The organism is Cupriavidus nantongensis (assembly GCF_001598055.1).
GTDB lineage: Bacteria > Pseudomonadota > Gammaproteobacteria > Burkholderiales > Burkholderiaceae > Cupriavidus > Cupriavidus nantongensis.
In genome coordinates, this window is sequence record NZ_CP014845.1 from 1,242,350 (window position 1) to 1,263,471 (window position 21,122).

At 59.8% G+C, this 21,122-nt stretch carries 18 protein-coding genes and 2 pseudogenes; 1 reads left to right on the forward strand and 19 read right to left on the reverse strand.

What is annotated here, in order from left to right:
• Positions 1 to 33 precede the first annotated feature (33 nt).
• The 16 genes and pseudogenes from A2G96_RS26720 to A2G96_RS26775 all read right to left on the reverse strand — a co-directional run bounded on the left by A2G96_RS26720 (position 34) and on the right by A2G96_RS26775 (position 16,913).
• Positions 34 to 2,205 carry a capsular polysaccharide biosynthesis protein gene (locus A2G96_RS26720; RefSeq protein WP_231909663.1) on the reverse strand — a complete coding sequence of 724 codons (2,172 nt, stop codon included), beginning with the start codon at positions 2,203 to 2,205 and terminating at the stop codon, positions 34 to 36.
• Positions 2,138 to 3,100 (reverse strand): KpsF/GutQ family sugar-phosphate isomerase, encoded by a 963-nt coding sequence (locus tag A2G96_RS26725; protein ID WP_062803203.1) that lies wholly within the window; start codon positions 3,098 to 3,100, stop codon positions 2,138 to 2,140. The genes A2G96_RS26720 and A2G96_RS26725 overlap by 68 nt, the downstream gene beginning before the upstream one ends.
• 63 nt (positions 3,101 to 3,163) lie before the next feature.
• Entirely contained in the window at positions 3,164 to 3,901 is a 738-nt protein-coding gene (gene kdsA, locus A2G96_RS26730) for a 3-deoxy-8-phosphooctulonate synthase (protein ID WP_062803204.1), read from the reverse strand.
• A 119-nt stretch (positions 3,902 to 4,020) separates the two neighbouring features.
• Complete coding sequence (locus tag A2G96_RS26735) at positions 4,021 to 5,124, reverse strand: IS5 family transposase (RefSeq protein ID WP_062799342.1); 1,104 nt, start codon at positions 5,122 to 5,124, stop codon at positions 4,021 to 4,023.
• Positions 5,125 to 5,209: 85 nt separating this feature from the next.
• Positions 5,210 to 5,350 (reverse strand): annotated as a pseudogene (locus tag A2G96_RS34180) (3-deoxy-8-phosphooctulonate synthase); the annotation flags it as partial.
• Between the two features lie 81 nt (positions 5,351 to 5,431).
• Positions 5,432 to 7,633 (reverse strand): HAD family hydrolase, encoded by a 2,202-nt coding sequence (locus tag A2G96_RS33535; protein ID WP_150124256.1) that lies wholly within the window; start codon positions 7,631 to 7,633, stop codon positions 5,432 to 5,434.
• A gap of 99 nt (positions 7,634 to 7,732) precedes the next feature.
• On the reverse strand, positions 7,733 to 8,188 hold the full coding sequence (locus tag A2G96_RS33540; protein ID WP_150124257.1) for a hypothetical protein: 456 nt from the start codon (positions 8,186 to 8,188) through the stop codon (positions 7,733 to 7,735).
• 10 nt (positions 8,189 to 8,198) lie between these two features.
• Entirely contained in the window at positions 8,199 to 8,810 is a 612-nt protein-coding gene (locus A2G96_RS33545) for a hypothetical protein (RefSeq protein ID WP_150124258.1), read from the reverse strand.
• Between the two features lie 266 nt (positions 8,811 to 9,076).
• Positions 9,077 to 10,831: a polysaccharide biosynthesis/export family protein gene (locus A2G96_RS26745; protein ID WP_062803206.1), complete on the reverse strand. Its 1,755-nt coding sequence runs from the start codon at positions 10,829 to 10,831 to the stop codon at positions 9,077 to 9,079.
• Between the two features lie 3 nt (positions 10,832 to 10,834).
• Entirely contained in the window at positions 10,835 to 11,968 is a 1,134-nt protein-coding gene (locus A2G96_RS26750) for a KpsE/RkpR family capsule polysaccharide export protein (protein ID WP_062803207.1), read from the reverse strand.
• A complete protein-coding gene (locus A2G96_RS26755) occupies positions 11,965 to 12,627 on the reverse strand; it encodes an ABC transporter ATP-binding protein (protein WP_062803208.1) in 663 nt (220 codons plus the stop codon). Before A2G96_RS26755 ends, A2G96_RS26750 begins: the two co-directional genes overlap by 4 nt.
• Complete coding sequence (locus tag A2G96_RS26760) at positions 12,624 to 13,415, reverse strand: ABC transporter permease (RefSeq protein ID WP_062803209.1); 792 nt, start codon at positions 13,413 to 13,415, stop codon at positions 12,624 to 12,626. The genes A2G96_RS26755 and A2G96_RS26760 overlap by 4 nt, the downstream gene beginning before the upstream one ends.
• 1,016 nt (positions 13,416 to 14,431) lie before the next feature.
• A complete protein-coding gene (locus tag A2G96_RS26765; protein ID WP_062803210.1) occupies positions 14,432 to 15,520 on the reverse strand; it encodes an MBL fold metallo-hydrolase in 1,089 nt (362 codons plus the stop codon).
• Positions 15,521 to 15,647: 127 nt separating this feature from the next.
• Positions 15,648 to 15,764: pseudogene (locus tag A2G96_RS34435) on the reverse strand (phage capsid family protein); the annotation flags it as partial.
• A gap of 413 nt (positions 15,765 to 16,177) precedes the next feature.
• Positions 16,178 to 16,432 carry a hypothetical protein gene (locus A2G96_RS26770; RefSeq protein WP_062803211.1) on the reverse strand — a complete coding sequence of 85 codons (255 nt, stop codon included), beginning with the start codon at positions 16,430 to 16,432 and terminating at the stop codon, positions 16,178 to 16,180.
• A 196-nt stretch (positions 16,433 to 16,628) separates the two neighbouring features.
• Entirely contained in the window at positions 16,629 to 16,913 is a 285-nt protein-coding gene (locus A2G96_RS26775; RefSeq protein WP_062803212.1) for a hypothetical protein, read from the reverse strand.
• A gap of 178 nt (positions 16,914 to 17,091) precedes the next feature.
• Here A2G96_RS26775 and A2G96_RS34440 point away from each other — a divergent pair, with 178 nt between their 5' ends.
• A complete protein-coding gene (locus tag A2G96_RS34440) occupies positions 17,092 to 17,880 on the forward strand; it encodes a CatB-related O-acetyltransferase (protein WP_062803213.1) in 789 nt (262 codons plus the stop codon).
• A gap of 203 nt (positions 17,881 to 18,083) precedes the next feature.
• Here the strand turns inward: A2G96_RS34440 and A2G96_RS33555 are convergent, their stop codons facing one another.
• The 3 genes from A2G96_RS33555 to hpaI all read right to left on the reverse strand — a co-directional run bounded on the left by A2G96_RS33555 (position 18,084) and on the right by hpaI (position 21,098).
• A complete protein-coding gene (locus A2G96_RS33555) occupies positions 18,084 to 18,641 on the reverse strand; it encodes a hypothetical protein (protein ID WP_150124259.1) in 558 nt (185 codons plus the stop codon).
• Between the two features lie 173 nt (positions 18,642 to 18,814).
• Positions 18,815 to 20,260 (reverse strand): FAD-binding oxidoreductase, encoded by a 1,446-nt coding sequence (locus A2G96_RS26790; RefSeq protein ID WP_062803215.1) that lies wholly within the window; start codon positions 20,258 to 20,260, stop codon positions 18,815 to 18,817.
• Positions 20,261 to 20,285: 25 nt separating this feature from the next.
• A complete protein-coding gene (gene hpaI / locus A2G96_RS26795; protein ID WP_062803216.1) occupies positions 20,286 to 21,098 on the reverse strand; it encodes a 4-hydroxy-2-oxoheptanedioate aldolase in 813 nt (270 codons plus the stop codon).
• Positions 21,099 to 21,122 lie beyond the last annotated feature (24 nt).

Genomic DNA, 21,122 nt, shown 5'->3' on the forward strand with positions numbered 1-21,122 from the left:
TTATTGGTGATTCTGTCTTTGTTCTGCAGCGTCTTATTGTTCTGGCGCAGATACCCGTCGATGCGCCGCGCAATGCTGCGGATGCGCCAGACCGGCAGCGTCGGCTCCCCCGCGCCACCGACTGTCTCGCCGAGCGGCGCCGTCGCGCCAGCGGATCCATGGACGCAGCAGCGACTGGATCAAATGGCGCCGGAGTCCCGAGGCACGGGCTGGTGCCTCATCGCGCCACGACATGATGTGGTCCACCACAATTTCCGGCGTCGCGAATCCATGCTTGCCATCGCGCAAGACATAGCGCGGATACAGGATCAGCGCACCCGCAACGAGCATGTCGAGCGAAAGACGACGATGCCGGCGCGGCATTTCGCAGCGGTCATCCGTGAGGCCCCAACCGGCATAGAACGGCGCGCCGTGCGTCGTGACCGGCTTGCCACGAAGCAGGGCCTCGAACCCGGCAAGCGAGGTCAGGACATGGACGCCGTCGACAGCGGCAATGAGCCGATCCATCGGGCAGTCCGTCACCAGTTCATCGCACAGCGCGGCGAGCGCCTTTTCCTCGTCGCGATTGCCGCGCAAGCCGCTCATGACATCGGGATGGGGCTTGTAGACGAGATACGCGTCAGGTGCCTCGGCGCGCACCGCCTCGAGCAGCGCGCGGTTGGTGCGGATGCCAGGGGCCCCGAAACGCAGCGACGCATCCGCCTCCACCTGGCCGACGACCAGAATCACGCGGCCAACGCCTGCAGGCCGGGTCCACATGCCTGACCCGACGTTGTACTTGGTGAGCCCGGCACGGATGATGGATTCGCGCAATTGTGCTGCGCGCGAAAGAGTAGCGACGCCGAATTCGGCATTCGCCAACAGTCGCTCCAGGTCGGACTCGGAGGTCGCGTCGTAATAGATGCCGGAACGATCAAACACCCATGACAGCGGACGGACCAGTTGCGCGCCCAGGCCGACGGAGCGCAGGAAGCCGTCCTCCACCGTGGTCACGGCCAGATCGGGTCGCACCGTTGTGTCGACACTCTGGCCCCAGCGTAGCAGCGTCGCGCCTTGCGGTACAGATCGCACGTCGCGATGAAAAATCACCTCATGGCCTTGCAGGAAGTCCTTCAGGATTTTCCGTTTCCAGCGGGAAAAACCGGCTGCATGCAGGCGCCGCGGAAACTGCTGAGCCAGCTGGCGCTGCAGTGCCAGGTAGTCGATGGCGTCTTCCACCTGACAACGGCTTCCGGTATGAGGCTGGACGTAGCGCGTGTAGCGGACCAGCGCGGCAAATGCCAGCTGCTCCACCGAAACGGGATGCCGCCGCGCCGGGGCCGGCAATGCATCAATCGTCAGGCCCCATCCGGCATAGAAAGGCATGCCAAATGTATGGACCGTCTTTCCATGCAGGAGCGCTTCGAAACCGACCTGCGAGGTAACGGCGAAGACGGCCCGCGCGCCGCGGATCAGCGGCACCACGTGGACGTCGTCCTGGATCCGCTCCACGCGCGGATAGCCGCCGTGGTCGAGGATCTGCCCGAGATAACCACGTTTACGTCCGAGCGCGACCTCAGGGTGCTCCTTGACCAGGATTCTGCAATCCGGATATGCCTGCAACGCAGACTCGAGCATGCGCCGGAAACTGTCGCCGTCCGCCAGGCCAAACTGCACCGAGGCATCGTTCGCGGTCTGGTCAACCACCAGCACGTATGGCTGTGGCGGCAGCGATGCCGGCGCCGGCGCATAGTTGTACTTGGAAATGCCCGCCTCGCGCCAGCGTTCGATCAGTTGCCGGGCCCTTGCCTGCTCGGACGGCAGCAACGGCGAGGAAACCAGCTCCTCCAGCCGGGAAGGTTGCGACGCGTCGTAATAGATGCCGCGATCATCCACTACCAGCGAGCAAGTCGGGGACGACGCTCCGGGGTACAGCGAGCGCAGAAAGCCGTCTTCGAGACACAGGAAGCGCTCGATGCCTTGGGAATTCGCGAACGCCCGGGCCTTGCGGGCGGTAGGCCGCCGCCCCCATGCGGCAACGGCGGACAGCGGTACCGCTGCGCCTCGCAATGGATGCACCGGGGCCACCGGCTCGCCCAGGAAGGCGGACAGGTATTCAATTCGGCGAATGCCGTGGGAAAGAACGCCGATCGCGCCCTCAGACGGCAGGCTCATCGCTTCCCAGATCGTGGATTTGCAGGATGCCGACGACACGGTCCGATTCATCCTTCACCACCAGTGCGCCGATCCTGGCGGCATGGATCCGCGCTTCCGCATCGGCGAAGCGTTCGCCCGGCGAGGCGGTCTTCGGATCGGTGGACATAATGTGCCTCGCCATGATCGCCTTGTAGTCGCGGTCGGAGTCGAACGCGCGGCGCACGTCGCCATCCGTGATAACGCCCTGCAGTTGCTCGCCTTCCATCACCAGCGCCATGCCGAGGCGGCCGCGGTTGATGACATGCACTACATCGCGGAACGATGCATCCGGGCGACAAACCGGCAGGTTCTCCTTGTGCATGACATCCGTTACGCGAGTCAGCAGTTTCCGGCCCAGGCTGCCGCCCGGGTGGAATCGCGCGAAATCCTCAGGCTGGAAACCCCGCTTGACCGAAAGGACCACGGCGAGCGCATCGCCCATTACCAGCGTGGCGGTGGTGGAACTGGTCGGTGCCAGGTTGTTATTGCAGGCTTCGCGTTCGACCGAGATGTCCAGCACCACATCCGCATGCCGCGCCAGCGTCGAATGCACCTTTCCGGTCATCGCGATGACCGGATTCTGCTGATGCTCGAGAAACGGCAGGATCCGGATCAGTTCTTCCGTTTCCCCGCTGTTCGAGATCATCAGCACGACATCAATCGGCTTGATCATGCCGAGATCGCCATGGAAGGCTTCGCCCGGATGAACGGAAAACGCCGGCGTACCCGTCGACGCCATGGTTGCGGCGATCTTCTTGCCGATCAGCCCGGACTTGCCCATGCCGACCACCACCACGCGGCCGCGCGCACGCAAGATGATATCGACCGCCTTCTCGAATCCCGCATCGATCCGCCCCGACATGCCGTCCAGTGCCTGGATCTCGGTGGCAACGACGTTGCGTGCCAATGCAATGACTTCAGTCATCGTTCTCTCACATTCCCTACTTGTTATGCGTGCCGGTCATTGCCCACCGGTGACAACAAACTGCTACTCAATATGAAGCGGCGCGAACGACTTCACCAGGTCGTCCACTGCCTTTACCTGAGTCAGAAATGGCTCGAGCTTGTCCAGCGGCAAGGCACTCGGTCCATCGCACTTGGCATTGGCAGGATCCGGATGCGCCTCGAGGAAGAGGCCGGCCAGACCGACCGCCATGCCCGAACGAGCAAGTTCAACGACTTGCTGGCGCCTGCCACCCGACGCGGCGCCATTAGGATCGCGCTGCTGCAAGGCATGCGTGACGTCGAAAATGATCGGCATGTCGTTGGTGACCCGCTTCATCACGCCGAAACCGAGCATGTCGACGACGAGGTTGTCATAACCAAAGCAGGTTCCGCGGTCGCAGAGGATCAGTTGGTCGTTGCCAGCTTCCTTGAACTTTTCGACGATGTTGACTACCTGCGTCGGGCTCAGGAATTGAGGCTTCTTGATGTTGACGGGCTTGCCGGTTTTCGCCAAAGCGACAACGAGGTCGGTTTGGCGGGCTAAGAATGCAGGTAGCTGAAGGACGTCGACTACCTCGGCTGCGGGTGCGGCTTGCCAAGGTTCGTGGATGTCCGTGATGACCGGCACATCGAAGGCGGCCTTCACAGCTTCGAAAATCTTCAGCCCTTCTTCAAGTCCAGGGCCGCGATAAGAGTGAATCGATGAGCGGTTCGCTTTATCGAAGCTTGCTTTGAATGTGTAAGGTATGTCTAGCAGGTTGCTGAAGTACTCCCCGTACAAGAGGCGAGGCTTCCCCCTGCAAGGCAGTAGGCTTGCGATTTTTCACAATCTGGAAGCGGGACGTCCCTACATCGATTTTTTCGGCGGTTTGGCGCCCGATTCCGGCCTCATTACCGCGATTACTGCAACTGCGGACGGATTTGTCCCAGTGAGCGCATGCGCACGAGGTTGTAGGCGGCCATGCTCAGCACGAACATCTGGTCGACTCGCTTCAGTCCACGCACCATCACCTGGCGCATGCGCCCGACAGTCTTGACCCATCCGAAGCCTTGTTCGATCAGCTTGCGCTTTTGCTGCGAAACGGCATACCCGGCGCTGCAAGCAATGGCATCAGGAACGGCCGAGCGGCGCCCCGAGGTGTTCTGTGCCACGTGGGGCGTCACCTTCAGTTCCAGGCAGGCTTGAATGAACTCTTGCGCGTCGTAGCCCTTGTCTGCACCCACCGTGATTTCGGTGTTCGGGTCGTCCGTCACCTGTCGGGCATCGTTGAGCATCACCTTCGCGGCCTCGCGCTCAGCATGTCCGTCCGCATTGGTCACCATGGCGCTCACCACCAGGCCGTGACGGTTGTCGCTCAGGGTATGACCCATATAGCGAAGTTCACTCGCAGTTTTGCCCTTGCGGTACAGCTTGGCATCGGGATCGGTCTTGGACTCGTGCGTCTCGTTGCTGCGCGTGCGACCTTTGAAGTTGGCGCCGTCGTTGTCGTCCTTGTCGTCGCCGCCGTCCTTGCGCACGAAGCTCTTGTGGCCTGCCCACGCCTGAATCAGCGTGCCGTCCACGCTGAAGTGCTCGCCCGACAGCCAGTTCTTCTTCTGCGCGATGGCCAGCACCTCGTTGAAAAACTGGATCACCGCATCATGCTTGATCAGCCGCTCGCGGTTCTTGGTGAAGACCGTGGGCACCCAAACGGTGTCGTCCATCGACAGCCCGATGAACCAGCGAAACAGCAGGTTGTACTGCGTCTGCTCCATGAGTTGGCGTTCGGAGCGAACGCTGTAGAGCACCTGCAGCAGCATGGCCCGCAGCAACTTCTCCGGCGCGATGCTGGGCTGGCCACCCTTGATATCGTCCTCGTACATCTGTGCGAACAACCGGTCCATCTTTACCAGCGCCTGGTTGGCCATGGCGCGGATCGAGCGCAGCGGGTGGGACTTCGGCACGAAATCATCCAGCCTCCGCATAGTGAACAAACTTTCCGTGAAGGTATCTGCGCCGCGCATGAAAGTGGAGTTGGATGGGTTCCTCAAATCAACGCTTCAGCCAGTTGTCGCGCTGACGTCCACCGGAGGTATTTCAGCGGCCTGCTAGGCTCTCGGTAACACGAACATATTCCTCGCAAGCACGAAGTGCTAGATCGCGTGACTCGAGAACATTTATGCCCCCAACCAGCACGAAGGGAAGCGAATTCCCCAAAACAACAGATTCTCCGACTCTGCACAGCGCCATTCTTTTAAATCCTCAATCTCTTTATCGCAACCAATAAGGCAATCAATCGCCAAATCCTCAATGGCTTCAATATAACAAATGCTATGCAGCTGCAAATCTCCCGAAGTATCGATAGTATTTCCGCATCACTTCCTTGCGCGAGTCGACGAAAAATATCTCGCGATCCCTAATATATTTTTTAAACTTTCGCTCTGCCAAGAATTTAGAAGCCAAATAATACTCGGCAGCTAAGATCCCTTTTTGCCACCACGCAGCCGCCTTCACCACTGGTGTATGTTGAGGATCTGTCAAACGCGCGGGTGCATGATTCGTTTTCACGGAGCGTTCGCTTCTTGTGCTGTTTGGCATTTGGTTGCGCTTGACATGCCCCGCGAGGGCTCGTGTCCCCTCAGCCCAAATTGCAGCATCAGTCATACTCTTTTCTAAGATCTTTTCAGTAGGTGGGACAAGATACCTGATTGTATCGGGCCCCATACTATCTTCGAACTTCACGCCCTCAAACAACATCGCATCCGTATGCGCCGGCACAGTGATAAACTTTTCAAAGACCATCGTTGCTGGTCTCGAGTCTATGTACAAGGGCGAAGACAGACATTTCGAATGTTGAGAAAGATCTGAAGCCAACCGCAGCACACCTGAATACGCAAGATCAACTAATTTCTCTCGGGCTCGATCTTCATGCTGGCCAAAGACCTTAATCACATCCCCACTCTCATCTTCCTCGTATCTAATGAATGTTCCTTCACGACTACAAAATACGGATTCGTACACAAACCGATGAGTACCAATTCCGTGCCTCACCTGATCGGGCGTTGCGCCTTCGCAGATATAACCTTTTGCTACTTTACCCGGCGGCAGATTTGAAAATACAGAATCAAAAGTAGCAAAATAATACCCTCTTATATCCTTAGCTCCGAGAGAACTAAAAGCACTCTGCATTGTTCCGGCGTATCCGATATCGACGATAGCTGAATACGGAGATATCACACGCGCTTTCTCCATAGCTTTGCATAAAGCTTGCCGCTCGGCCCTCGCAACCCGCAGAATATTAACCTCCAGATCGAGCGCGATATTCTTCAATTTTTCCCTGTCAAATTTCGCACCAATCCGATGCGAATGACTCGATACCCCATGAGCTCGTAAAACCTCCAGTGGAATATCACTTAATCTCAAGCCGAATCTCGTCTCGAAGTACCGCCCAATTTCAATAGAGTAAATTGGCAGCGCGAGAATTTTTAGAATAGAAGCACGCCCAGAAATCTGGGCTACCCGCGTGGCTCTCCGCGAAGCGTGGAAATAATGCACCTTCGGACAGTCTGAGTACTTCGCGAAAAGGAGGCTGAAGACCTCTTTTACAATCCAGCCGTCCCGAGATAGAAAGTACAGGTCTTTCACCCCATCGCGCACGGCTTCTCGGTAAATCCAAGAAGCAAATCCGACGATGGTGGGCCCGAATACCGCGTACCCAAAACGGACGGGATCGCCAGTTGAAAATGAATCCAGCCCCTCGCTTCCAGGCGTATCGAATACGCCTCGTGCAACTGTGCTAAAAAGCAAGCTATCCGATAGAGTTCGGCTCTTTTTGAGGGGAGCCAAAGCCATGCCAATTCGTTTTTCAGAAAACAACGCTTCCTCTGCGCGACGGAGGCGCGTCACACCGATACCTTTATGAGCGGGGACTGAAAAATCACCAATGGCATTGTCGCCGACGTGGACAATGTCGGTCGCAACAAGGCCATGCCTTTGTATTATGTAATCAAAAAGATCGCCTTCCTTTTTTGACTTCCGGATTTCACTGGAAACATATATCGCCTCATAGCCACTAATTCCAACAGCCGCCAATAAATCACGGATCTGGGACGCGGAGAGATACATATCCGAGATCAGCATCACATCTTTACCGTCGCGTAATGCCACTCGCAACATATCAGCACCGATTGCTCGAGGTATCACCACGGCATGTTCCGTCTCGATCTCAAGGTCGCATATTTTACCGATATACTCATCCGGAATATCAAGCATGGACTTAAACTCCGCATAAATTTCCGCGAGAGTGACATCTTGATATCCGAAATCATTTCGAGCAATTTCGCGCGCGCGAGATTCAGCTTGCACTCTGAAACGTCGAAAGTCTACTATTAGGCCATCGGAAATTTCTCGCACGCGCTCTTCCATGAGTGTAAAAACATCACCTGGAGAAAGAACGGTACGGGCAATAAGAGTGTCAAACACATCAAATGTGACGGTTGAAGCCGTCGCAATCTTCGCTCTAAAATCCTCCAAAAATCGCCCCCTTAGTGCTCAGGATTATTTTTTTTTTGACCTTCTCCAGCATCGCCATTCCGCATGCTGGAGACGGTCTGCTTAAGGCTTTCGACCTTATCAATGTTCCGATATCCCCAGTAGAATGACAGCATATCCGCGGATCTTATCCTTCCCGTCTAAATAACGAAGTGGCGCAGATACGTTGACGTGAAAATCTGGGGACAGAATTTCAGCCCAGAAATGGGGCATCACAAAATCCTGATATACAGACACAAACCTCCCACAATCCGTACCAAGGGGAACCGCAGGCTTGAAAAGATATTCGATATCCTTATCAAAATACCGCGCCTCCTCGACGACAGAGGAAGAAATTGCAAAGACAAGTTTTATTTCATCCAGTGCGAGCAGGCTGTACGAGGGGACATCAACAACGGACACGTTTCGGAAACGCGAGATAAAACTCAATATTTCCTCATCGCCACTTTTGACGAATGGATGCCGACTATAGTAGACGTGATTGTATCTAGCCGCGATCTCCTCAAATCGCTCGCTAAAATCTAGCAAAGTGAGCATCTTCCCGTCGCTACAAATTGCCTTTATCGCCCAAGGTTTGCCCGATAAAAAGAGCCGAGTTTTCGCGAGCAATAAAATTTACACGTCTAAACCCTCTGTAAGCTTGTACTTTTAGACGATCTGCGTATGAATAAAACAGCGCTGCAGGAGTATCGAATGTTGCGATCCTTGCCTGAATTTTAGGGCAATTTGAAGTAAATCCGAAAAGCACATCATCCAGAAACCTAACCGGATGAAGCCAAAAATCGATGTATTTAATGCCCAGAACATCTAAGACGTGCTTAGTCTGCTCGGAAAGTTCATAGCCGATAACCAAATCGTCTGGCGATAACCATTGAGAAACATATTTCAGCGCCTCATCGGCAACATCAGCGGCATTAAAATATGCCTGGGTAGCAAATGCATCTAGCTCCAAGCCGCACAGCGCGAAGAATCGCGATCTATCAAAGTTGAATTCTTTGTTAAATTGAGCGCAAAGCACATATGGCGTCAGCCCCACAGCGTCGCGCACAGGACGTGCAAGCAGATCTTTAACCCATCGCAGATTACTGACTTGCTCGCTGACTTTCGTCATCAAAAAATCGGCAGCAAACACCACTCTCTTTTTTTTCATAGCTTTCATCTCGATTTACTCGTCCTTCGATCCACCAAATAGCCAAACACTCAATCAATTGGCCGACAGCTTAGTATGCGTTGTTTCTCATTAGAATTTTTTTACCAACTTACCAAGTATTTTGCATCGGAAATAACTTCATGCAGCTCACATACCGGCATCAGAAGGTAAATACGTAATTCTCCTACAGCCACTTTTATCAACATCCCATCGCTTGCCAGGACTCGGGGAAGCGTTCACGAATGCAAGCGAGATAACGCACAATACTTTCATGCCTACAGTCCTAGCACCACCTTCGCACTAATCGCAATCTGATAAAGAATCTGAAACACGTCCTTAGCAAACTGCCGCGTCTTGAAATCAACCTTCGGCAACACCATGATCTCGTCGCCCGCCTTCACCGCATCATCCTTCTTGCCATCCGAGAAACTTCCATCCCGATGCGCAATGATGATTCGCGACGTATCCGCGTTCTGCGAAAAGCCGCCCGCCTGCTGAATAAAGTCATCCAGGTCCAGACTCTTGTCATAGGCAACGGCATTCGGGAACAGCACTTCCCCGCTGACCAGCACCAGCCCATCCTTGACCGGCACACGGAGAATGTCGCCGTTTTCCAGCAGCAGATCGTTGCGGGTGCTCGATTTCGCGATCAGCGTCTGACCTGACGGCTCGATCTTCTTGGCGCGTTCCACCCACTGCAGCACCAGCGCGGCTTCTTCCTTGCGCAGCTGGGCCTCTTCCGCCGTGCCGGAACGTGCGGTCAGCACGCTCGATTCCAGGCTCTTGAGCGTTGTACCAAGCAGCGTCTTCTGGCGTGCCTTCACGCTCTGGCGAAAGAGCTGGATGCTTTCGGTATCTGACTCCTGCGTGAAATGCACTTGGCTGAGCAGTTGCCCCATGCGGCTGCCATACGGCAGCACGTATTCCTGCGGGCCGGTGTGTTCGCCTTCGACGCGGACGGTGATGGTGCCGGGCCGCTTGTCGGCGGTGAATTCGATTTCGTCGCCGTTGCGCAGGTCGATCTGGTTGCCCTGCGAGATCGGGAAATACTCGACATTGCGGACCGTGCCGGTATTGCGCACCACGCGGACGTTGGTGGCTTCGGGCAGCGGCTTGGCCAGCCGCACGATCTGGTCGAGCCTGGCCTGTTCGCCAAGGAATTCGAAGCGCTTAGCGTTTTCAGCCAGGCCGCTGACCTTGACGGTCTTCTTGCGCGACTGGACGAAGATGACGTCGCCATTGTTCAGCTGCCGCGAGGTCAGGTCGCCCTTGAGCAGGAAGTCATAGAGATTGACGACTTCCAGCGTCTGGTTGCCGCGCTTGATCGCAACGTCAAGAAAGGAACCGCGGTCTGGGTCGATGCCGCCGGCCTGATCGAGGTAGCGCAGCACGCTGTCGCTGGAGGTGCCGTCGTACATGCCGGGGCGGCGTACCGCCCCGGTAACGTAGACGCGCACCGGCTGTGCGGCCAGCAGGCTGGCGTAGATCGACACCTTGCTGGCAAAGACGCGCCGCAGTGCATTACCGACGGCGGTCTGCAGATTGCCGTTGGTGATGCCTTGCACGCGGAACGGCCCAATTTCCGGCAAAACAATGTTGCCGCCGGCGTCAACGGTCAATACGGTGTCGACGTTGTATCCGTTCCAGATGCGCAGCTGGATGCGGTCACCAACGGAGATGACATGGCTGGGATTGAAGACGGAAGCACTGTCGCGGCTGAATGCGCCGGTGAACAGCTGCGCGCCAAAGGCGTCGCTGGCCATGTTGGCGGTGTAGTCGTTGTTCTGCGGCGCGCTGTCTGGCAGCGGCGTGTCGGCACGTGCCGGGATCGTGGCAACGCCGCCGATCGCGGCGGGATTTCCGACCACGGCGCCACTGGGCGTAGTAGCGCCCTGCGCAGCCAGCGCGGCGTATTCCATCTGGCCGACAGCAGGCGATTGGGACAATCGCATGCCGCCCTGGGCATGCGCGCCGCAGGTGCCGGCCAGGCCGGCTGCGGCGACCGCGATAGCAAGAATTCTTCGAAGCATGGATCAGTCTCGGTGGTCGCGGATGATGGCGCTGAGCAGTTGCACGACGCCTGCCAGCATCAGCGTCATCAGGACGAACACCACGATGTTGTAGATTCGCCGGGGCTGGAGCGGATACTCCGGCCGGGTCGGGCTTTGCACGACCGCTACGTTCTTGAGCTTGCGCGTGGCCTCGATGCGCGCCTTCTCCAGCGCACCGATCGCGGTCTTGTAGATATCGAAGGCAAACTCGGCGGCGGCCTGCAGGCGGTCGTGTTCCTCCACCACACGGTTCAGGCCCCGGCCCTTGGTCGAGACCATGCGGCCGCGCTGCTCTGCCATCTGGCGTTCGACCGCGGCGATCTGCGCGTCGATCTGCTGGATCGCCGGCGACTGCGGCGTGAAGACGTCCTTGAGCGAGTTGCGCTTGACGTGCAGCTCGGCCAGGGTGGCCTCGGCATTAGCGACCACGGTGGAGAGACTTTCCACCTCGCCGCGCGGCGACACCAGGCCGTTGGCGTTCTGGTAAGCCACCAGCGCCTGGCGAGCAGCCTTCAGCCGTTCGCCCTGGTCGTGTACCTGTTTCTCGATATAGACCACCTGCTCGCTGGCGATGCGGTGTGTCATCTCGTTCATGAAGCGTTCACCGTCGGCGACCAGCTCCTGCGCGATGGCATGTGCCATCTCCGAGGTGTAGCCCTGCACCCGGATCACGAGCACGCGCGCAAAGTCGTCGTATTCGACGCTGACGCGTTTCAGGTAGTAATCATGAAAGCGTTCCAGCGAAGCATCCTCGAACCACAAACGCGACAACGGATCCCGGCCGCTGTCGGCGTAGTGCTTGCGCAGCCCGAGCTTGGCGTCGAGCTTCTTGAGCATGTCGGCCGACAGCAGGTACTCGCGCAGCAGCAGCAAGTCCTGAGGAGCAGTATTGCCGACCAGCAACGAGGTGAAATCCGCGGCGCTGGCGCCCACGCCATCACTGCGCTCCACCACCACGCGCGCTTCCGACACATACAGGTCGGACGCAATCACGCTCCAGTACACCACGGCAAGCACGCACGCGGCCACAGCGACTTGCCAGATCCGGTTCAGGGTGTTCACTCGTGTCAGGCGCCCGATCTGCCCTGCGGCGCCCGACGTAATGGTCTTCATCATGCTGGAATGCTGTCCCTGTACGCGCGCAGGGCCTCTTCAACGGAATCGAACCAGTGCGCCTGGCCCTGATGCAGCCAGACTGCCGACTGGCAGAAATTTTTGAGCGTGGATTCGCTGTGCGAGACCATTACCAGGCCTGCACGGCCGGCGAGGTCTTCGAAGGCTTTCTGCGACTTGCGCTTGAACGCTGCGTCGCCGACTGCCGTCAGTTCATCCACGAGATAGGTATCGAAATCGAAGGCAAGCGACATGGCGAATGCCAGTCGCGAACGCATGCCAGACGAATAGGTCTTGACTGGGTCATCGAAGGCATCATGCAGCTCCGAGAACTCGCGCACAAACTCGAGTTTCTCCGCCAGCGTGCCGTGGATGCCGTGGATGCGGCAGACGAACTTGGTGTTCTGGCGACCGCTCAGCGAGCCCTGGAATCCGCCACTCAGGCCCAGGGGCCACGACACCCTGCAGTTACGGACGATGCTGCCGCGGTTGGGCTGGTCGATCCCGCCCACCAGCCGCAGCAGGGTCGACTTGCCCGCGCCGTTCGCGCCGATCAGTGCCACCCGGCTCTTCTGCGGAATCCGGAGGGTCACGCCCTGCAGCACCCACTTCGAGCCGTGGGTGGTGCGGTAGCGCTTGTGGACATCGGTGATCTCGATCATTGCGCGGTCAGCCGGGTTGCGTACCGCATGTGCATGGCCAGGCCAAGGAACACCGTGGCCAGCGCGCAGAAAGCGAGATAGCCAAGGCTGATATGCGCTTCGCCGTGGTAGGCGGCAAACCAGCCGCTGCGCATCGCTTCCAGGCCGTGCGTGATCGGATTGACCAGCACCACCTCGCGCATGGCCCGCGGCATGCTCGCGACCGAATACATGACTGCGGAAAGAAAGTAGAGCGGCGTGAAGACGATGCGTATGAGCTTGCCCAGGCCCGGCAGCAGCGTGCCGATGACGGAGAACATCAGGCCCAGGCCCAGGCCGAACGCCCACAGCAGGAAAGCCGACCACATGACGAGTAGCGGATCGGCGGGGCGCACATCGATATCGAGTAGCGCCAGGGCGGCGAGCAGTACGGCGCCGACGATGACATACAGGAAGGCCTCGACCGTGGCGCGTACCAACACCGTGTCGACCGGCTGTACCTGGCGGTACGAGAACAAGGCCTGGTTGGCGTTGATGGCTTCCATGCCCCGTTGCGCGATATTGCGCACCAGGAAGAATCCCCATACCCCGACGAGGATGAACACTTCGATGTTTGCGTCCTGCCGGACCTGATGCCTGATCACGCCGAACACGACCATCAGGAAAACGATGTGTGCCGCCGGTTCAAGCAGGATCCAGATCCACGCCGCGCGCGCGCCCGCCAGGCGAGCGCTGGCCTCGCGCAGGAACAGCGCGCGCCATACGGAAACTGCGATGGAGACGTCCGACCGGACTGATGTCCGGCTCATTGCTGGCGTTTGCGACTATCTGCGATGTCGACGCAAAAGTGGACTATACCGCCCACCGCAACCGATAGTTTCCGGACGCCGGCCTCGACCCACTCCGGCGTGACCTGATCAAGAATTCCCACACTTGCGCCAGCCCGGTGTTGGCACCTGCCTTCCACCAAGCTCCTTGCCGCCGTGCGCCCAACGCTTTCCCGAACCGCTGCGCTCATTATCCGCTTCTGTTTTTTTGCTAGCCCTGGCCACTTTTCGGTGGCCACTTACTTTTTGCAGGGCGCAATAATAAGCGGCCGCAGCGCGTCACGCAACAACTGGTAACAAAATACAACTTCACCCCCACAAGGGGGATGACGTCACTTCGAAGGGGAATTTGTGGCCTTTGGTCGACTCATCTGAGGCTAATGTGCGACGTATTCTCCACCCGCAAACCCACGCCGGAGAAGGGTTCCAAGGAAAATGTAACAAAAGGTAGGTATATACCCCTTTTACAGCAAGAGCAGCAACTTTGCGCCAGATCAACTTCGATTAATGCAACTCATAAAATGTCATTTATAAAATACATTAACTTCCCAGAAAGACAATCAATAAAAGCGAGAGACTTATCCAGGCAAAAATCCTCGATCAATAATTGGGAATGAACGACCACAACAGTTTCTAAGGAAATATAACGGCCTAGTTATTTCCCAAGAACGGGCGGATCTACGATTTACAAGTGCCGCCCCGAGTGGGCCAAGCGTTGAACAGAAGCAGTAGCGTGACGCCGATGTGCAGGTGCAGCATTTACACTGAGTCCGAATCCGGCAATGTCCCGCACGGACGCATATTTGTTGGCGGCCAGCAAACTCCGTACTTATAGGAGTCGGATGCGCATCGAGGACTGGGGTCACGCCGGAGCAAGTCTCGGCGGCGTCAATGGCTTGCTGACTGCCTTGGCGAGACGGCAGCCCGTTGCAGGCGGCCAACAGTATGGCAGCGGAAGTCCGTGTATGAAACGTACAGGATCGGCACGCCAGAGTGGATCAGGCCATCCGATACCAGTAGCAGCTTCCCTCGCCAAGCTCCCGCACCGCCTCCCCCCGCGCCAACAAATAATTCAAATGCGCAACACTCTCCCCCGTCGCCATCCCCAGCAGCCCTCCACTCCCCGTAATCGGCCGCGAGAACAACTCGCCGAATACGTCCACTGCTCTTTTGGGTTCGGCCAGCGCTCCCCGAAGCCGGTCCAGCGCCTGCATCTGGCTGGCCCGCAGATAGTCGATCCGGGCGTGCAGACCGCGGAACGGTTCGTTATGCGCCGGCAGAACCAGCACGTCGTCCGGCACGGCGGCGCGGACCTTGTCGAGCGACGCCAGCCAGTCGGCCATCGGGTCGGCGTCGGGCTCGGTCGGGAACACGGATACGTTGGACGAGATGCGCGGCAGCACCTGGTCGCCCGATACCAGCAGCTTCAATGCGGGGCAATATAGGCAGGCATGTTCGGGGGAATGGCCGGTGCCGACGATGACGTGCCAGTCGTGCGCGCCGATGCGGACGGTGTCGCCGTCGGACAGCCGGCGGAAGCTTTCGGGCAAGGCATGCACGTATTTGCCGAAGCCGCCAAAGCGCGTGCGGTATACCTCGATCGCCTCGTCATCCCAGCCGGCCTTGCGATAGAACGCGATGGCGTCGTCAGGCGCGGCGCGCCCGGTGTCGGCGGCGAGCACGCGGCACATCAGGTATTCGAGCCGCGTCATCCATAGCTGGCAGTCGAACTTGCCGGTCAGCCAGCCCGCCATGCCGATATGGTCGGGATGCATATGGGTGACGAACAGGCGGGTCAGCCCGCCGTCCAGCGCGCCGCCTTTTGCAAACAGCGCGCGCCAGGCCTGCGCGGTTTCCGGGGTCTGCAGGCCGGCATCGACGGCGGCCCAGCCGCTGCCATCGCGGATGGCCCACAGGTTGATATGGTTCAGGCCGAGCGGCATCGGCATGCGCAGCCACAGTACGCCGGGCGCCACTTCGCGCGCGCGGCCGGGCTCGGGAGCATCCCCGCAGGGGTAGTCGAGTACGGGTTTTTCGAGGGAGATGGGGGCAGCTGCAAGCGCGATGTCGGGGGATTGGGCGGTCATCGGTGTCTGGGCCGGTGGACAGGCTGGGCTGTGCGCCGTGGCCTGGGGCAGCGATGCCCCGGCCGGGCTGCGTTATAGATAGCTGCCACCTTAGCCCAGATGGGCGATTCGCGCCACGCACGTCCGTGCCGGACGAGGTCAGGCCCCTCATGCGGCCTTCGACGCGCTTGTCGCCCATCACGGGCGTGCCGCTGAGCTGGTTGAACAGGTCGATGGATACCGAATCGTCGGCGCCCTTCGTCAGGTCACCGCACTTCCAACCGAGTAGTCGAGTCTGGTCTGGCCCTTGGTCTTAGCAGCCCCCCTCCTTCGGCATCTCGCCGGAGCGCAGATTCGTGAAGCCGGCCTCGTGCTGGGTTTTTGCTGAACAGACCCACCAAGTTGGGAAGCATCGACCTGATCCGGCGACGTCCGGGCGACCTTGTCAGAGAAGTGGGCCTGCGACATGGCTTCCAGCGCTTGGGTTTCGCTCTGTGCCGGGGGCGAGCCGGCCGGCGAATCCGTCAGGGAGGTCGGGAAGGTGCCTTGGACGTGGCCTTGGCGGCGGCAAGCGCTTGCTGCTTCAGTTAATACGGCGTTTTCTGTGCAGTGGGAGTTTTCGCGATTTCCATCGCGCCATGCCTCGTCTCGCTGAGGGTCACCACATGGGCGAAGCGTTCAGCCAGCGGGCTTGCCAGCCCAGTCGCGATCCTCGCGCAGCACTGCGTCGAAACGCTGGGCCGCGGCGAAGAGCTTATGGTCGGTAGCTTGAATGTACGCCAGTTCGGGCGTCGCTTCAATCGCGTCGCGGACTGCCATCGGCCGCTCTTCGGGCTCGGTCCGCACTCGCTGCTCACGCTCCTGCTCCACCGGCTGGAGCTTCGCTTGCATGGCAACGATAGTCGCTTGCTGCGCCTTCAGTACCTTGTACATGGTGGGGAAATCCTCGCGGTTCGACTGCAGTTTCTCTTCGGACAGCGCCTCGGCTTCGGGTGCTGCGCCAGTGGTGCGGGTTGATCCATCGGTGTCGCCCTTTGATTCCCGGCTGCAAGCTGCGCTTTGGGATCAGCGATCTACGATTCGGCATCCTTGGGCCAACTGCTCAGCCCGTGCCGCGCGCGCTCGCTCTTCAGCGCCGAATAGGGGAAACATTCTTGCCGTCGTGGGCAAGCACGCCTTCCGCGTCGCTCACGTCGTTCTGCATCGTTTCGCCTGCCGCAGCGCCTTGCTTCTGGGCGCTCGCCGCCTGGGCTGCTGCTGCCGCTGCTGCTTCGGCTGCTTCCTTGGCTACCTTTGCTTCTGCCGCTGCCTTCTCGGGCTTACTCGGCCCACCAAACGGCGGCATGGTTTGTCCGTTCATGTCAGCTTCGAAAGCCTTGAGGACTGCTTCAGGGTCGTTCAGGTCGAATTCCATCCCACTTCAATCCTCGTATCGCGTTGGCTATAGGATTGGTCCCTGCCCGCCTGCCTATTCGGGCAGCGCGGTAACCGGCTTGGGTTGTGGAGACGCTAGTCGTGGGGATGCAATTCGAGTCGCGGTGACGGTATGGGCTATGCAATAATCGACCACCTCAAAAACTAGAACGCATCCCGTGATCGAATCTCTCGCCATCAAACTAAAAATCCATCACATTGTTTGCCAGCGGAATGCGTTCGCAAGCGTCCAATTGGGATTCGGGAAGCGCTCCAAGCCGATCATCCTTGAGCCGCACTTGGAATTGAGGGCGGGCCTGATTGATGCAGACGAAGTCGGAGCATTCACATACCTTGGTGGCGATGGCTCATCGTTCCGGCACGTGGCCCGCATCGGCCGATTCTGCTCGATTGCCGGGGGGATTCAGACAGGCCAGATGGAGCATCCTACCGATATGCTGTCGATGCATTCGATGCTGTATGGGAACTGGTCAAAGGTTTGGGAGGGCTCCCCGGAGGTGGCTGCGTACTACTCCGAGAATCAGGCGCTTGTTGCAAAGGCAATGTCAGCAGCCGGGGCGAGCATCGCCAGCCGTAGCACCAAGATCGAGATTGGGAACGATGTGTGGATAGGCTACGGCGCACTGATACGCCGCGGCGTGAAAATTGGCGATGGAGCCGTGATTGGATCCCGCGCGGTGGTTACCAAGGACGTGCCACCCTACGCTGTCGTCGGCGGAACGCCTGCCAAGGTGTTGAAGTACCGATTCCCGCCCGATGTAGTTGAACGGCTGATGGCGCTGCGATGGTGGGACTATGGCCTCCGTGGCCTGAATGGCATCGACATCACCGATCTGCCCGGCTGCATCGACCGCATCGAAGCAAATCTTCAAGGAATGCAGCCGTGGAAGCCCACGCGGGTTGCCGTGCATTCCGACAACCGCGTGGAAGTTGTTACGCCAGCGTAAGGCTCGCACTTCGAACCGCCCCGTCCGACTCCTTAGCCTTGAAGGCTAGCTGGGTGTTGCTGGTCAATTGCAATGCAACCTCCCCATTATTCGCCAGAAGTAACAGCCGCGGGCGGGTAGAAAGGCTCTGACTGCGTGCACCTCGCTCTACCGGAACGTAGGCGTGCCAATGCGATAGGTGCTATCAGTTCCGGACGTGCACTTCACGGAATCTCGACCGCGCTGTCCGATACGCTGGTGATGGGGCACAGATCAGACGAACGGATCGCCAAGCCACGGTAGCCTTGGAAGAGACAGTTGTCGAACCGGTTCCGCTCTGCGATGGAGAAATTGGTTAGCGTGCCGACGGTCGTCGCAAAGGTACTAGCCATGCGCCAATGGCCAACAGTCTGTGTATGCGAGAAGTAGCCCTGATAGTGCCACTTGACCCAAAGGCCGACGTCCCAATTGATCTGGGAAGTCATTGCCGCCGGCTTCGCTGTAGCCAGCCATGATGTCGTAGTTCGGCGCGATGCGGATGTTGTCGATGCCCGCGCCGCCATGCGCCGCGCGTTATGTGCGCTCAATTTCTTATCGCCGGCGACGAACGGTTCATGAGTATCGGCCAACTGGAATTCGTGGCAGAAGCCTCGGCGCAGCCCTAGCCGCACCGCGCGCCACCAGCACCACGCCGATATGCGGCAGCCGGCGCACAGTCGAGTTCGCTTTTCGAGGGAGATCGGGGCAGCTGCGAGCGCGATGTCGGGGGAGTGGGCGGTCATCGGTGTCTGGGCCGGTGGGTCGGCTGGGCAGTGCGCCGTGGCCGGGAGCAGCGATGCCCCGGCCCGGCTGCGTTCTGGATAGCTGACACCTTAGCCCAGATGGGCGATTCATGCCACGAGCGCGCCGCCCCCCTTCCCTCAGCGCGCGTTCCGACGCTTACGATGCTCGCGCATTAGCGCGCCGGTGCCGGCAGCACCTTGCCCGGATTGAGCAGGTTCAGCGGATCCAGTGCCTGCTTCACCTGCCACATCAGTTCCAGTTCCACCTGCGACTTGTAGCGCGTCAGGTCGTCGCGCTTGGCCACGCCGATGCCATGCTCGGCGGAGATCGAGCCGTTTTCGGCGTGGGCCATGCCGTCAACCAGCGCGGAGACCGGTTCATACCATTGCGCCAGGAAATCCCGCGCGGGCTGGTCGCTGGGCCGCAGCGGGTTGAAGTGGACGTTGCCGTCGCCCATATGGCCGTAGATCACCATGCGGGCATCGGGCACGAGTTGGAGCACCCGGGCCGACGCCTCTTCCACGAACGCGGCGATGCGCGACAGCGGCACCGAGACGTCGCACTTGATGCTGCCGCCGGTGCGGGTCTGCGCGTCGGAAATCTCTTCGCGGATGCGCCAGAAGGTCTGCGCGTCAGACAGGCTGGCGGCTACCGCGGCGTCCAGTACCAGGCCCTGGCTGAAGCCTGATTCGAGGATCTCCATCAGCGTGCCGTTGAGGCTGTCGGCATCGCTGCCGGACGTCAACTCGACCAGCACCATCCAGTCGTGCCGGTCCTGCAGCGGCGAGGCGATGTTACCGAGGTATTCCAGCACCAGGTCCAGCGCCGGCCGGGAAATCAGCTCGAACGCAGTCACGGCCTGGCCGGACAGGCGCTTCGCCTCGCCGAGCAAGGCCACTGCAGCAGCGGGATCCGGCACCGCGACGAAGGCCACGGCGCTGCTGCGCGGCTGGGGCATCAGCTTGAGCACGGCGCCGGTAATGATGCCGAGCGTGCCTTCTGCGCCGACGAACAGTTGCTTCAGGTCGTAGCCGGTGTTGTCCTTGCGCAGGCCGCGCAGCGACGAATAGATGCGGCCATCGGGCAGCACCACCTCGAGGCCCAGCACCAGGTCGCGCATATTGCCGTAGCGCAGCACCGCGGTGCCGCCGGCATTGGTCGACAGGTTGCCGCCGATCTGGCACGAGCCTTCCGAGCCGATCCGCAGCGGAAACAGGCGCTGCTCCGCCTCGGCGGCGCTGCGAGCCGCGCTCAGCGTGACGCCGGCCTGCACGGTCATGGTGTCGTTGACGGGGTCTATCGCCAGCACGCGGTTCATGCGGCTCAGGTTGACGACCACGGCGGTGCCGCTGTCATCCGGCACGGCGCCGCCCATCAGCGAGGTATTGCCGCCCTGCGGCACCACCGGCACCCGCTGCGCATGGCACCACTGCAGCACGCGGCTGACTTCTTCCGTCGAAGCCGGCAGCACCACCACCTGCGCCTGGCCGCGATAGATGCCGCGGTAGTCGGTGACGTAGGCCTGCGTATCGGCGTCGCCGCTGCGGCAGGCATTGGCGCCGACGATGGCCTGCATCGCGCGCAAGGTGGTGTCCGGGGTGGGTAGCTCGACGGTCATGAATATCAGGCGAAGGATGGTCGGGTCAGTACGCGGCGGAAGGCTTGCCGGCATTGGCATCGGCATCGGCCTGCGGCTCGCGGAACGAAGCGGCGAGCCTGCGCGCGGCATTGGCGTACAACATCACGTCCACGCCCGTGGCGACGAAGGTGCAGCCCAGGTCGAGGTAGCGGCGCGCCAGCGCCGGGTCCGACGTCAGCGTGCCGGCCGCTTTGCCGCTGGCGATGATGGTGCGCATCGCGCCTTCGATGGCGGCCTGTACGTCGGGATGGCCGGGGCGGCCGCGATGGCCCATCGACGCGGCCAGGTCGGCGGGGCCGATGAAGACGCCGTCGACGCCGTCCACCGCGCAGATCGCTTCCAGGTTCTGCAGCGCGGTGACGGTTTCTGCCTGCACCAGCAGGCAGATTTCGTCGTCGGCCACGTCGAGGTAATCGGTGCGCGCGCTCCACTGCGAGGCGCGCGCGATGGCGCTGCCAACGCCGCGGATGCCATTGGGCGGATAGCGCGTGGCGCTGACCAGCGCGCGCGCCTGCGCGGCGGTATCGACCATCGGCACCAGCAGACTGCGCGCGCCGATATCGAGCAGCTGCTTGATCAGCGGCACTTCGCCGGCCACGGCGCGCACCACGGGCTGGACCTGATACGGCGCCACGGCTTGCAGTGCGTGCAGCGTCGAGCGCAGGTCGTTGGGCGCGTGCTCGCCGTCGATCAGCAGCCAGTCAAAGCCGGCGGTGGCCGAGACTTCGGCCAGGTACGGCGTCGCCATCGACAGCCACAGGCCGATCTGCGCCTGGCGCGCGGCCAGTGCGGTCTTGAAGGGATTGTTTGCGGGCATGGAGTATTCCTGGTGCAAAGGGGA

What these genes read in the sequence shown, in the direction of transcription:
- A2G96_RS33545 (WP_150124258.1), bottom strand. Translation starts at nt 8,810, where the DNA reads ATGAAAGCTATGAAAAAAAAGAGAGTGGTGTTTGCTGCCGATTTTTTG.
- A2G96_RS26770 (WP_062803211.1), bottom strand. Translation starts at nt 16,432, where the DNA reads ATGTACAAGGTACTGAAGGCGCAGCAAGCGACTATCGTTGCCATGCAA.
- A2G96_RS33555 (WP_150124259.1), bottom strand. Translation starts at nt 18,641, where the DNA reads ATGACCGCCCACTCCCCCGACATCGCGCTCGCAGCTGCCCCGATCTCC.
- A2G96_RS26790 (WP_062803215.1), bottom strand. Translation starts at nt 20,260, where the DNA reads ATGACCGTCGAGCTACCCACCCCGGACACCACCTTGCGCGCGATGCAG.
- A2G96_RS26725 (WP_062803203.1), bottom strand. Translation starts at nt 3,100, where the DNA reads ATGACTGAAGTCATTGCATTGGCACGCAACGTCGTTGCCACCGAGATC.
- A2G96_RS26720 (WP_231909663.1), bottom strand. Translation starts at nt 2,205, where the DNA reads ATGAATCGGACCGTGTCGTCGGCATCCTGCAAATCCACGATCTGGGAA.
- A2G96_RS26750 (WP_062803207.1), bottom strand. Translation starts at nt 11,968, where the DNA reads ATGATGAAGACCATTACGTCGGGCGCCGCAGGGCAGATCGGGCGCCTG.
- A2G96_RS26755 (WP_062803208.1), bottom strand. Translation starts at nt 12,627, where the DNA reads ATGATCGAGATCACCGATGTCCACAAGCGCTACCGCACCACCCACGGC.
- A2G96_RS26745 (WP_062803206.1), bottom strand. Translation starts at nt 10,831, where the DNA reads ATGCTTCGAAGAATTCTTGCTATCGCGGTCGCCGCAGCCGGCCTGGCC.
- A2G96_RS26765 (WP_062803210.1), bottom strand. Translation starts at nt 15,520, where the DNA reads ATGACCGCCCAATCCCCCGACATCGCGCTTGCAGCTGCCCCCATCTCC.
- A2G96_RS26735 (WP_062799342.1), bottom strand. Translation starts at nt 5,124, where the DNA reads ATGCGCGGCGCAGATACCTTCACGGAAAGTTTGTTCACTATGCGGAGG.
- hpaI (WP_062803216.1), bottom strand. Translation starts at nt 21,098, where the DNA reads ATGCCCGCAAACAATCCCTTCAAGACCGCACTGGCCGCGCGCCAGGCG.
- A2G96_RS33540 (WP_150124257.1), bottom strand. Translation starts at nt 8,188, where the DNA reads ATGCTCACTTTGCTAGATTTTAGCGAGCGATTTGAGGAGATCGCGGCT.
- A2G96_RS26760 (WP_062803209.1), bottom strand. Translation starts at nt 13,415, where the DNA reads ATGAGCCGGACATCAGTCCGGTCGGACGTCTCCATCGCAGTTTCCGTA.
- A2G96_RS26775 (WP_062803212.1), bottom strand. Translation starts at nt 16,913, where the DNA reads ATGGAATTCGACCTGAACGACCCTGAAGCAGTCCTCAAGGCTTTCGAA.